The 12,420-nt window shown below is 62.1% G+C and carries 10 protein-coding genes; 4 read left to right on the top strand and 6 right to left on the bottom strand.

Going from position 1 to position 12,420, the window contains the following annotated elements:
* The first annotated feature begins 55 nt into the window (after window positions 1–55).
* A complete protein-coding gene (locus BLU52_RS11830; RefSeq protein ID WP_090283348.1) occupies window positions 56–1,000 on the top strand; it encodes an alpha/beta hydrolase in 945 nt (314 codons plus the stop codon).
* Between the two features lie 5 nt (window positions 1,001–1,005).
* Here BLU52_RS11830 and BLU52_RS11825 read toward each other — a convergent pair whose 3' ends face one another.
* Complete coding sequence (locus tag BLU52_RS11825) at window positions 1,006–1,929, bottom strand: SDR family NAD(P)-dependent oxidoreductase (protein ID WP_090283347.1); 924 nt, start codon at window positions 1,927–1,929, stop codon at window positions 1,006–1,008.
* A gap of 113 nt (window positions 1,930–2,042) precedes the next feature.
* On the opposite strand from BLU52_RS11825, the gene BLU52_RS11820 reads away from it, so the two are divergent.
* Window positions 2,043–2,948: a LysR family transcriptional regulator gene (locus tag BLU52_RS11820; RefSeq protein ID WP_090283346.1), complete on the top strand. Its 906-nt coding sequence runs from the start codon at window positions 2,043–2,045 to the stop codon at window positions 2,946–2,948.
* Window positions 2,949–2,996: 48 nt separating this feature from the next.
* Here the strand turns inward: BLU52_RS11820 and BLU52_RS11815 are convergent, their stop codons facing one another.
* From BLU52_RS11815 to BLU52_RS11795, 5 genes are all read right to left on the bottom strand, one after another.
* The gene (locus tag BLU52_RS11815) at window positions 2,997–3,626 is read right to left on the bottom strand and encodes a glutathione S-transferase family protein (protein ID WP_090283345.1); all 630 of its coding nucleotides are present in this window, start codon (window positions 3,624–3,626) and stop codon (window positions 2,997–2,999) included.
* Window positions 3,627–3,764: 138 nt separating this feature from the next.
* Window positions 3,765–3,977 carry a hypothetical protein gene (locus BLU52_RS11810; protein WP_090283344.1) on the bottom strand — a complete coding sequence of 71 codons (213 nt, stop codon included), beginning with the start codon at window positions 3,975–3,977 and terminating at the stop codon, window positions 3,765–3,767.
* A 280-nt stretch (window positions 3,978–4,257) separates the two neighbouring features.
* A complete protein-coding gene (locus tag BLU52_RS11805; RefSeq protein ID WP_090283343.1) occupies window positions 4,258–6,315 on the bottom strand; it encodes a 2Fe-2S iron-sulfur cluster-binding protein in 2,058 nt (685 codons plus the stop codon).
* A 117-nt stretch (window positions 6,316–6,432) separates the two neighbouring features.
* Window positions 6,433–6,951 (bottom strand): DUF3833 domain-containing protein, encoded by a 519-nt coding sequence (locus BLU52_RS11800; RefSeq protein ID WP_090283342.1) that lies wholly within the window; start codon window positions 6,949–6,951, stop codon window positions 6,433–6,435.
* A gap of 67 nt (window positions 6,952–7,018) precedes the next feature.
* The gene (locus tag BLU52_RS11795) at window positions 7,019–8,914 is read right to left on the bottom strand and encodes a sigma-54-dependent Fis family transcriptional regulator (RefSeq protein ID WP_090283341.1); all 1,896 of its coding nucleotides are present in this window, start codon (window positions 8,912–8,914) and stop codon (window positions 7,019–7,021) included.
* Between the two features lie 241 nt (window positions 8,915–9,155).
* Between BLU52_RS11795 and BLU52_RS11790 the strand changes: the two genes are divergently transcribed.
* On the top strand, window positions 9,156–10,970 hold the full coding sequence (locus tag BLU52_RS11790; protein ID WP_090283340.1) for an NAD(P)/FAD-dependent oxidoreductase: 1,815 nt from the start codon (window positions 9,156–9,158) through the stop codon (window positions 10,968–10,970).
* Between the two features lie 553 nt (window positions 10,971–11,523).
* Window positions 11,524–12,402, top strand: coding sequence for a ZIP family metal transporter (locus BLU52_RS11780; RefSeq protein WP_408003561.1), 879 nt, complete (start codon window positions 11,524–11,526; stop codon window positions 12,400–12,402).
* Window positions 12,403–12,420 lie beyond the last annotated feature (18 nt).

Raw genomic sequence — 12,420 nt, 5'->3', positions numbered from 1 at the left:
AGTGTGGGGCGCTTTGACTGAAGGCGCCCCGTCACCGAGAAAAGGAGGCAGAACAGTGCAACCTCATGAGCTGCTGGATCCGGCCTTTCGCGAGTTTTTGGCGTCTGGCAAAGACATCTGGTCACTGCAAACCTTGCCAGCGATCAAGGCGCGCGTGCATACAACATTCAAAACCCCGGAACAGGCTCGCGGTAAAAGCGTATGGACCACGGCGCACGACGGCGAGCGGTTGCGGCTTTGTCTGTACAAGCCCGACGGGGTTGTTCAGAGCACACCCTGTCCGGTCATCCTCTATATTCACGGCGGCGGTTTCGTCCTCGGGCAACCGGAAATGGCCGACGATTATCTGGCCGATCTCGCCACGCAGTTGGCGGTGCTGATCGTCGCGGTCGATTATCGACTCGCACCCGAACATCCCTTCCCCACGCCGCTTGAAGATTGCTACACGGCGCTCGGCTGGATATTTGCCCAACAACATGAGCTCAACGTCGACACTGGCCGAGCATTGATCATGGGCCACAGCGCCGGTGGTGGACTGGCCGCGGCGCTGGCAATTCTCGCGCGGGACCGCGGCGCTTACCCGATTGCGGGCCAGGTGTTGATCTATCCAATGCTCGATTACCGCACCGGCACGGCCGATTCGCCGCACCGCAACGTCACCACGGGGGTGGTTGGCTGGCCGCCCCAGGCGAACCGGTTCTGCTGGGACTGCCTGCACGGCAAGCAGACGCTTGATCAGCAACAGACAGGCCGGTTCTCACCGGCCTTGCAGGCAGACCTGAGCGAATTGCCGCCGACGTTCGTTTCGGTTGGAGCGCTGGATCTGTTCCTCGAGGAAGACGTTGCCTACGCGCTGAAATTGTCGCGCGCCGGGGTTGCCGTCGAGCTGCATGTCTACCCCGGTGCCCCGCATATGTTCGATCAATATCCGGGGGCGATCACTGAGCAATCTCGGCTTGATGCCGCGCGCGCACTCAGGCGGATGATCACAAACGACTAGCTGATTCAGCGTGCCGCGCTGCCAATCATGCGCAGGGCCGCTTCCCACAAGCGTCGCGCGTTATCCGGGTCGAGCGCATAAGGCGCAACGCCGGTGTAATCGGCTGGACGTCGATCCACCACCAGAGCCTCGTTACAATCCTCGAAATAGCGCCCACCCACCCCTTCCAGCAACGGTGAAGCCGCCAGCAGTACCGAGGTCGCCGCGCCCTGCTGCACGTTCTTCTGTCGCTCGATGGGTGTTTTCAGGCCGCCGGTGTGTTTCTGCAGACGGGTCGCGATCGCGCCCGGATTTACCGCGTTGGCGAACACGCCTTGATCAGCCCAGCGACGGGTGATCTCTACCGCGAGCAGCGCACAGGCTGACTTGGCCTGGGCATAGGCGGCGAACGCATCGTAGGGGCGGAAGTCGAAATTGATGTCGTCGAACACCACCGGGCCCAACAGATTGGCGCTGGAACTCAGCGAGACGACTCGGGCGCCGTCGGCCCTGACCAAGGCATCCTGCAAGCCACCCACCAAAGCAAAATGGCCAAGGAAATTGGTGGCGAACTGAATTTCCCAACCCTGCGCACTCAGCGTGCGCTCCGGCACAGCCATGATCCCCGCGTTATTGACCAGTATGTGCAGTGGCTCCGACCAGTTTTGGGTAAACGCTCGAACCGAATCCAGATCCGCCAGATCGAGCGAACGCACATCGACCCGGCCCCGGCCCTGCACATTGAGCTCGGCGGCTAGCGTTTGCGCCGCTTGCGGACGTCGCACTGCCAGCGTCACGTGTGCGCCGGCGTTGACCAGAGCGCGGGCGGTTTCCACGCCGATGCCGGCAGCGCCGCCAGTGATGATGGCGCGCTTACCGCTGAGGTCGACGCCTGCGAGGACTGCTTGCGCGGTTGAATGAAAGGCGAACGGCGTACTGATGCGTGTCATGCCTGATTCCTCTGGGGTGCAGTGCACTGGCAGCTGCTGAAAGCAAACTAAGCCCCGGCACTGTGACAAACAATCAGGCTAATATCGGATGAACTGATGCAGGAATTCGCACAATGAGCAAACCGGGACTGGTCGAACTCAATGCCATGGTCGCCGTGTCGACCCATCGCAGCTTCCGTCGCGCTGCCGTGGAACTGGGTATGTCGCCCTCGGCGCTGAGCCATGCGATCGCCACGCTGGAACAGCGCCTCGGGGTGAAACTGTTCCACCGCACCACGCGCAGCGTTTCGCTGTCCGAAGCCGGTGAGCAATTTCTCGCTCGCGTGCAGCCTGCCCTGCGCGATATTTCTGCCGCCATGGATGCGGTCAGTGAATTTCGCGATGCGCCGGCCGGCACCCTGCGCCTGAACACCTCCGAAGGTGCCGCAGAAATGGTGCTGACGCCGATCATTCTGCAGTTCCTCAAGCGCTATCCGGACATGCGTGTCGACATCGTCACCGACCGCAGCCTGGTCGACATCGTCGCCGGTGGTTTCGACGCCGGCATTCGTCTGGCCGAAAGCGTGCCGCAGGACATGATTGCCGTGGCGATCACCCCGCCGTTGCGCTTTGCCGTGGTCGCGGCGCCGGCGTACTTTGCCAACCGAACAAAACCTCGGGTCCCGGCGGATCTGCTCGCGTACGACTGCATCCGTGTGCGTTTCCCCAGCGGGGCGATCTACAAGTGGGAGTTTCACAAGCGTGGCGTCGAGCACGCGGTGGATGTCAGCGGAGCGCTGACCCTCGACAGTCATCACCTGATGCTGGAGGCGGCGCTGCAAGGTGCGGGAATTGCCTGGAGCAATGAGTTCGCTGCAGCTGCCCATATCGCTTCGGGGAAACTGGTTCGCGTACTGGAAGACTGGACACCGCAGTACCCCGGCCTGCGCCTGTATTACCCGGCCAATCGGCATATGCCGGCAGGGTTGCGCGCGTTCATTGACCTTGTGCGTGAGGTTGTGGCACCTGCGGGGAAGTAAGAACAAAGGCGCGCCCGGCGCAGAGGCCGGGCGGCTTCGCCGCTTGGCTCAGGCGTGCTGCAAGCCAACGGCACTGCGCTGCATACCGACGAAGTTGGGCAACGCTTCAATGCTGCTCAGCCAGGCACGAACATGCGGGTAATCGGTCAGCGCGACATTGCCTTCCGGGGCGTGTGACACATAGGTGTAGGCCGCGACATCGGCAACAGTCGGCTCGTCGCCGGCAAGGAATCGGCTCTTGGCCAACTCGTCTTCCATCACCTTGAGCAGGTTATGCGATTTGCTGATTGCGTCTTCAGCGTTGTAACCGGCGCCGAACACCGTGATCAGTCGCGCCGTAGCCGGTCCTGAACTGATCTGCCCGGCAGCCACCGACAACCAGCGCTGAACCTTGGCCAGGGCGTCTGGATCGCTGGGCAGCCACTCGCCGTTGCCGTATTTCGCGGCGAGGTACACCAGAATCGCATTCGAGTCCGCCAGCACGGTGCCGTTGTCGTCGATCACCGGCACCTGGCCGAACCGGTTCAGCGCGAGAAATTCAGGGGTTTTGTGGGCGCCTTTCATCAGGTCGACGAACACCAGTTCGGTGGGCTGGCCGAGCAATGACAGCATTAATTCGACGCGATGCGCATGGCCGGACAATGGGTGGCGATACAGTTTGATCGGTTGCTGGGACATGGTGGCGTACTCCGGTTGTTATTGGGTTCGACCCGGTGATCGCGTCGATGGGCTGATCTTGCTCTCGGTAGTAAAACGGCGGAATAACCGTCGACAGCAATCGAGCATTTCACTGGATGGAATGATCGGTGCCAATCTTCAGCGCAGCTGCTTGAGTAAGGCACAGAATTTCGCCAGCAGGCTTTTATCTGCGCACGGTTGATAGTGCTCGCTCACGCCGAATGCGCTGAGCTCGCCCGCCAGCGCGCCCATGAATTGCGGCAGCAGGAAGCTGGCTTCGTACTCGCGCTCGAGCGGGTGCGACGTTTGCGAGACGGCTGGAAAAAAGCGGTGTGGAGTGACGTCAGCCATGGTTATCTCCCGGTTATGTGACATTCGCGATGACCGCAATGGTCGTTCGCTCCGGGCATCAGTCTCTCCAGCGCGGGAAGTTTAGAGAATGCACAGCGATGTCATGGCTTGATTGCGCTGGATGAAACAATCGGCGGGCGGTCGGATTTCGGTCAGTCCCCTCTCCCTTTGGGCGGTCCGACGTTTCGGGAGGGTTAGGCGGGCGGCGTTCCGATGAGGGGCTTTTGATTTTCGGTCGTAGTCCTCGCCAACCGCCTATGAGCAGCACCGGGACCTCACTTCAGACCTCCAAAACCAGCGTCTCGCTACCCTGCGCCGGCACCGAACAGCAGATCAGCACCTCGCCCTCTGCCAGCGTCTCCGCCGGCATGTTCAGGTAATGCACCTGGCCGCTGACCAACCGCGTTTTGCAGGTCCCGCAAGAGCCGCCGCGACAACTGAATTCCGGGCTCAGCCCGCGACTCTCGGCGAGCTGCAACAGGGTGCCGCTGTCGGGCATCCAGCGTGCTTCCTTGCCGCTGCTGGAGAACAGCACTTTCACCGGTTTGCTGGATTTCGCCACTTGCTGCTGCGCCGGGACCAGCGTTTCCAGATCCCGCACCAGCGTCGACGGGCCGAAGGTTTCTGCGTGAATGCGCTCGTCGTGGATGCGCAGCGTGCGCAGGCCGTCATACAACGCTTGCGTGAAGGCGCCGGGGCCGCACAGGTAAAAGTCGTAATCGTCGAGCGGCAGCAGATTTTTCAGCACCTGCAGGTCGATCCGCCCGGCCAGTTCAAAGCCCTCGCCTTCGCGCGCATCGGTTTCCGGCTGGCTGATCAGGCGCAGCACGCGCACCTTGTCGCCGCCCAGGCGCGCGAGTTCGCTGATTTCTTCGCCAAAGGCCAGATCGGCTACGGATCGCGCACTCTGGACAAACCAGGTCGGACGTATGCGGTTGATGCGTCGACCTTCATAAATCACTTCGCGCAGCATCGACAACAGCGGCGTAACGCCCACGCCGGCGGCAATCAGCACCAGCGGACGCCGCTGCGTCGGATCAACGGTGAAATGCCCTTGCGGCGCGCGCGCTTCGATGGTGTCACCGGGTTTGAAATGCGCGTGCAGGTGTGAAGACACACTGCCATCGCGCTTGACGCTGATGCGCACAAAATCATCCGAGGGCGCGCTCGACAGGCTGTAGGTGCGAATGGCTGGCGCTTTCTGGCCGTCCAGTTGCAAGCGCAAAGGCAGGTGTTGCCCGGCGGAGAAGCGAGGCAACGCCGCGCCATCGGTGGATTCGAAATAGAACGAGCGGATGCTCTGGCTCTCGTCGACGACCCGCACCAGCCGTAACCAGCGCCAGGTATCGCGCAACGCTTCGGCCTTCAAGCGCTCGGCGGCTTGCGCCCAACTGCCAGTCATCAACGAGTTCGGCGAGTCGCCATCGGCCACGCTCGCCCAGCGCAGCGGGATCGCCTTCTGCCGGCGGACAATCCGCTGCGGCGTGAAGCGCCACAAGCGCTCGACGCCTTGAAAGGCGACGATTTCCGGGCTGTCGAGAATGATCTCCGACTGACCGTTCATTTGCAGCAGATCACCGCTGTCGAAGTCGATGAAGGTCAACCCTGCCCGCGGGTTGACAAGCATATTGCCCAAGGTGTTGAAGAACAGGTTTCCGGAGAAATCCGGAATGGTCAGCACGCCCTCCTCATCAATGCGCACGAATCCGGGTTTGCCGCCGCGATGTGAAACATCGACCTGCCGCGCGCCGTCGCGCACGATGTAACTGGCGACGTAGAAGCAATCGGCCGCGCTGATCAGTTCACGCGCGCGCGCGTCCAGCGTGGTGGTTTCGCTGACGTCGCCGACCGGCTCATCGGCAAAGCTGAACTGACGCAGGTTGATGTATCGCGGGCAGTTGCCGTAAGCCTGGCTGACGGTGACGGCAAAGCTGTCGTCGCCTTGGCGCCGGACGATGCCGTTCATGCGATTGCGTCGCCGCGTGTGCAATTCGATGCCCAAAAGGCCGATCGCATCGCCGTCGTTCAGGCCACTTTCGGCCGGATCGGTGGGCTCGCGCGGTACGGTCAGGTGCAGGGTTTCGGGATCAGGAGACGTCATGAAACCGGGCTGACCGCAGCGGATGGTCGCCCATGGCTCACCTTGCGGATCAACCGCGCCGACCACGATAAACGGCAGATGGGCGTAAAAATCACGGTGCTGATCGGGCATCCAGGTGCGTGCCATTTGCCGTTGTCCCGGCCCCGCCATGATCTCCACCGCGCCCACGGAACGCTGCAACGCCAGCTCTCCGTCATGCCAGGGAGAAGGTTCTGCTGCGTCAGCCACTGGTTTCATCGCCATTCTCCGCCTGCACTGCGACGAGACAGGCGAGCATGCTCGCCGGTTGGAGCTACGAGTGTAGTCCAAAGCGCAACGCGTCTCGGTGATTCGGACGGGCCCCTTCGTCAGCGCTTATTTACGGAAAAACAGAGTGATCTGACCGACCTCAACGCCAAACTTGCTCATGTACGAGCGATTGATCAGCGTCTTGTCGTCCATCAGGTACATCCAGTCATCGAGCTCGACGTCGTACTCCTCGCCGTCCACCGGCAAGCGCAGCACATACCGCCAGCGCAAGGCGTTTCCGGCCGTCTCGCCACGCGCCTCGCCGACCACATCACCGGCGGTGCCACGCCATTGGCCGGGTCCGTCCGGGGTCAGGGTCCAGACGCGTTTCTGCTTCGTGCCGTCGCTGTAAGTAAACGACTCGTCGAGGATCAGCTTGTTGCCTTCGGAGTGGCCGTTGATCACCACATGAAAGCGCTTGGCGACTTCACCCGAACGCTTCTGGAAAATCCCCCAGGCCTCGACCCGGCCCTCGAAGAATTCGCGCAGTTCCAGCGTGGGTTTTTCCTGGCTGTAGCTGCGCACGTCGACTCCGCTGCAACTGGCCAGGGCGAGGCATAACAGGAGGGTGCAGGCTTTCAACATGAGCGTTTGCCTCTTGGTTCAGGTATCGGAGGATGGGGCGTTGCGCACCTGCCGAGATCGTCCGCGGTCAACCGGGCCGCGTTATCCCGTGCTGACGCAACTTGCGATAAAGCGTATTGCGGCTGATGCCCAGTCGCGCGGCGACCCGGGCGATATGCCAATGCTCGGTTTCGATCAAGGTCAGCAGGGTCTGTCGTTCAGACACGCGCAAAGGGTTTTCCGTGATCGCTGTGTTGTCTGCCGCCTCCGGCAATAATTCGTGCAGATCATCGAGGCTGATGCGCCCTTCTATCGCCAATGCAACCAAAGTCCGCAGGCACGTGCGCAGTTGCCGAACGTTGCCGGGCCAAGGCTGCTTGAGCAGGCGCTCCTTGACCCCGGCGTCCAGTCGGACGCGCATACCGGCCGCTTCCTCACGCACCAGCAGATCGAACAACTGGCCCTTGTCCGATCGCTCGCGCAGCGCTGGCAGTTGCACCGCAAAGCCGCCGATGCGGTAGAAAAGATCTTCGCGCAAACGTCCTTCGGTCACGCAAGTCTGCAGATTTTGATGGCTGGCGCTGATCAGGCGTATATCGAGTGAACGTGCGGTTGTGGCGCCCAGCGGCACCACCTGGCGCTCCTCCAGCACACGCAGCAGGCGCGTCTGCAGGGCCAAGGGCATGTCGGCGATTTCATCGAGAAACAGAATGCCGCCATGGGCCTGTTCGAGCTTGCCGAGCATGCCTTCCTTGCGCGCCCCGGTGAAGCTGCCGCCGCGATAGCCGAACAGCTCGCTCTCAATCAGCGTCTCCGGAATCGCCGCGCAATTGATCGCCACAAACGGCTGGCTCGCTCGCGAGCTGGCGCGATGCAGCGCCGCCGCGAAGGCTTCTTTACCGGTGCCGGTTTCGCCCTGAAGGAACACCGGCACGTCGCGTTCCAGCACTCGCAGCGCGCGGGCAAAACCGCGTTGCAGGCGCGGGTCTTCCAGACAGACGCGCGCGTCGTTGACAGGGATGACTGCGGGAATCGCCGGTTGTGGCCGGCGCAGCGGTTCGCGCAATTGGGCATAAAGCTGCCGACCGTCAGCCAGGCGCAGCGGCCAACAGACGCTGGGTTGTGCGCCAGCGTGACTCATCAGTTGATCAATCGGTGTCTCCAGCAGCAGCGTCAGCGGCTGACCGATGATCGCCTCGCGATTGAGGCCAAGCAGTTCCAGACCCGCGTCGTTGATCGAGCAGATCCGCGCATTCTCATCGAAGCTGAGCAGCCCTTCGCCCAGCAGTCCGACAAAGCCAGCATCCGGGTGGAAGCGCAGCAGATAGCGCTGCGGATCATGCCCGAGAAAAAAACAGCTTTCGATCAGCTTGGCCGACAGATTGGTCAGCGCCATGGCTTTGAAACGCTGTTCGAGGCTCTGCTCCTCGCGCACCGAGGACAGATTGAGCACAGCAAGCAATTCGCCGCTCGGGTCGAAGATCGGACTGGCCGAACACGTCAGGCCGACGTGCTTGCCGCGAAAATGCTCGTCGCGGCGGATGGTCACGTGCTGGCGCTCGACCAGACAGGTACCGACCCCGTTGGTGCCTTCGTGCTCCTCGCTCCACACCGAACCCAGCCACAATCCGGCCCGCTGGAACCCGGCGCGTTCGGCATCGTTGAACACGCTGTCGATCGCCACGCCGCGCGCATCGGTGAGCAACACCACATGGCCGTCACGCCCCAGCTGCTGGTGCAGGCTGTTCATCTGCCAGTGCGCCACGGCAATGATGTGTTCCAGCGGCGCGCGGTGATCCTGCAAACGCGCTTGCTCGACCACATCCGGCGCACGGCGGCTGGCGGGGTCGAGGCGGTATTGATCCAGACAGCGGCGCCACGAGCGAGTGATCGCCAGGTCAGCAACGGGGTTATGACTGGCGACGCTACCCTGCACGGCTTGCAGCACTTGCTGTGCATGGGCGTTGATCAAGGCCGGTTTCATTGTTGTTGTTCTCCGCTACGGTCGGACACGGGACTGTTTGCAGCTTATATGAAAAGTCCGAAACCGGCGTTTTTGCCCGGCGTGACACAGTGTCATCGCCCATTCCCGGATTCGTGACACTCCGCCGATACACGATTGGCGACCTACGGCGCCAACCGCTCTGCCACGGGGCTTTGCCGAAGATGGCCCGAGCCTTGCTCCGGGGCTGTTGTTCCTACAACAACAAGATCGGAGAAGCCCTATGAACATCGCTATCGATGCGCCCCTGCAAACGCCGACCGCGCAACTCGCTGCCTGGATCGAAACCCTCGGCGAACGCCTCGCCCAAAGGAGTGTGGACGCAACGCTGGAGCTGTTTGCCGACGAATGCTACTGGCGTGACCTGCTGCTGTTCAGCTGGAACCTGGTGACGCTTGAAGGCAAACCGGCCATCCGCGACCTGCTCGAAACCCGCCTCGAGCAGACCCAGCCACAACAATGGAAACTCGACGGTGAGGCCACGCTGACCGACGGCGTGCTCGAAGGCTGGATGAGCCTGGAAACCGAAGCCGCGCGCGGCAAGGGTTACGTGCGGCTCAAGGATGGCCTGTGCTGGACGTTGCTGACGACCATGCGCGAACTCAAGGGTTTCGAAGAACCCAGCGGCCGCCGCCGGCCAATGGGCGCCAACCATGGACACGCTCATGCCGACAAACGTAATTGGCTGGAACGCCGCCGCGATGAACAAGCGGCGCTGGGCATTACCACCCAACCGTATTGCCTGATTGTCGGTGGCGGTCAGGGCGGACTCGGCCTCGCCGCGCGGCTCAAGCGTCTGGGCGTGCCGACGCTGATTGTCGACAAGGCCGAACGGCCCGGCGATCAGTGGCGCGGGCGCTACAAGTCGCTGTGCCTGCATGACCCGGTCTGGTACGACCACATGCCGTACCTGCCCTTCCCCGATCACTGGCCGGTGTTTACGCCTAAAGACCAGATTGGCGACTGGCTGGAGATGTACAGCAAGGTCATGGAGCTCGATTACTGGTCGCGCACAGAATGCCTGAGTGCCGGGTTCGATGAGCAGACCCAGACCTGGACGGTTGAGGTGCTGCGTGACGGCGAACAGCTGACGCTGAAACCGACGCAACTGATCCTCGCCACTGGCATGTCCGGCGTGCCCAACGTGCCGCGCTTTCCCGGTGCCGACGTGTTTCAAGGGCAGCAACATCATTCCAGCCGCCATCCCGGCGGCGACGCCTGGCGCGGCAAGCGTGCGGTGGTCATCGGTGCGAACAACTCGGCCCACGACATTTGCGCCGACCTTGTGGAGAACGGCGCCGAAGTGACTATGGTGCAACGCTCGAGCACGCACATCGTGCGCTCCGACAGCTTGATGGAACTGGTGTTCGGCGGGCTCTATTCCGAAGACGCGCTGGAGGCAGGCTTGACCACCGACAAGGCCGACATGTTGTTTGCCTCGATTCCGTACAAGGTCATGCCGAGCTTTCACACACCAATCTTCGACGCGATCAAAACCCGCGACAAAGACTTTTATGAGCGCTTGGCCAAGGCCGGTTTCATGCTCGATTTCGGTGATGACGAATCCGGCCTGTTTTTGAAGTACGTGCGCCGTGGCTCTGGTTATTACATCGACGTCGGCGCGTCCGAGCTGATCGCCAACGGCACCATCAAGCTCAAGAGCGCGCCGGGGCTGGGCGTCGATCACATCGAAGCGGACGCGGTGGTGCTCAATGACGGCAGCCGACTTGCGGCGGATCTGATCGTCTATGCCACCGGGTATGGCTCGATGAATGGCTGGGCGGCGAAGCTGATTTCCCAGGAGGTCGCTGACAAGGTCGGGCGTTGCTGGGGGCTTGGGTCTGGCACGACCAACGATCCGGGTCCGTACGAGGGGGAATTGCGCAATATGTGGAAGCCGACACGGCAGGATAATTTGTGGTTTCACGGGGGTAATTTGCATCAGTCGCGGCATTATTCGCTGTATCTGGCGTTGCAGTTGAAGGCGCGGTTTGAAGGGTTGGATGTGGGTGTTTATCAGGGCAGCGTGGGGCAATAGCGCTGGTTGGGATGTGGAGTGCCGATGCCTGGATGGGTCGGCGCTGGTTATGTGTGGTTGCCAGAATCGATCCCCCTCACCCCAGCCCTCTCCCCCATGGGGGGCGAGGGGAAAGGGAGCAGATCTTCGTCGTTGGCCAGATCTCGGTCAGGCTCTGGATTGCGCTTGGGCAGTTGAATGGGTTGCTGCGGCAGTTTCGTGTTCAAGCTTTGGTACCGCGGTGAATTCACCCCTCACCCCAGCCCTCTCCCCCAGGAGAGGGAGCCGATTTGGGCTGTGCTCAAATCCTGAGTTCGACTCGGTATCGCGGGTCGGCGTATCTCTTACATCCACAGCGGTCAGTCCCCTCTCCCTCCGGGAGAGGGTTAGGGTGAGGGGCTTTTGATCTTTGGCATAGCCGTCCGTCGCCGACTCCGCAAAAAATTTGCAATTCCTACCCTCGCCACCGCTTCTGATATCTGTGAGCACACCCGCATTCTCGACCAAACCCACAGGAGGCCCCATGTCCCAACCCTCGTCTTCCGCAAGCACGACCATGCGCAGTTGGTGGAGCATGGCGTCGAGTGGCGGCTGGCCGGGGCTCTTGTTCTGGGCGACGCTGATCGTGGTCACCGGATTGCTGTTGATCAGCGGCTACGCCGCACTGGTCGGCGCCGACGAAAACAACCTGCGTCTGGCGGTGCTGGGCGGCTTGTCGGGCTTCGGCGCGACGGCATTGGGCGCAGTGGCGGCCATGGTCCTGCGCGACATTGCCTCGCGCACCCAGGACACCATGCTCGGCTTCGCCGCCGGCATGATGCTCGCCGCCAGTTCATTTTCGCTGATCCTGCCCGGCATCGAAGCCGCGGAAAAAATGACCGGCAATTCGTTGCTCGCCGCAGGTGTGGTGGTGTTCGGTCTGGCGCTGGGCGTGGCGTTGATGATCGGGCTCGATCGCTTCGTGCCCCACGAGCACCAGGAAAGCGGCCGCCGTGGGCCGGAGTCGCAGCGCATCAACCGGGTCTGGCTGTTCGTCCTCGCCATCACTCTGCACAACCTGCCCGAAGGCATGGCGATTGGTGTGAGTTTCGCCGACGGCGACATGAAAGTCGGCCTGCCGCTGACCACTGCCATCGCCATTCAGGACATTCCCGAAGGTCTGGCCATCGCCCTGGCGCTACGTGTGACCGGGATTTCAGCCTGGCGTGCGGCGCTGATCGCCATTGGCTCGGGACTGATGGAGCCGTTGGGCGCGGTGATCGGGTTGGGGGTTTCCAGCGGCTTTGCCCTAGGCTATCCGATCGCACTGGGTCTGGCGGCGGGCGCGATGATTTTTGTCGTGTCCCATGAGGTTATTCCGGAAACCCACCGCAACGGTCACGAAACCCCGGCAACGCTGGGGCTGATGCTGGGCTTCGGGGTGATGATGTTCCTCGACACCGCGTTGGGTTAATCGATTTAGCAGGCTGCG

Origin of the sequence: Pseudomonas granadensis (assembly GCF_900105485.1) — a bacterium.
In the GTDB taxonomy this organism is placed as follows: domain Bacteria; phylum Pseudomonadota; class Gammaproteobacteria; order Pseudomonadales; family Pseudomonadaceae; genus Aquipseudomonas; species Aquipseudomonas granadensis.
This window is presented reverse-complemented; position numbering and strand designations above follow the sequence as displayed.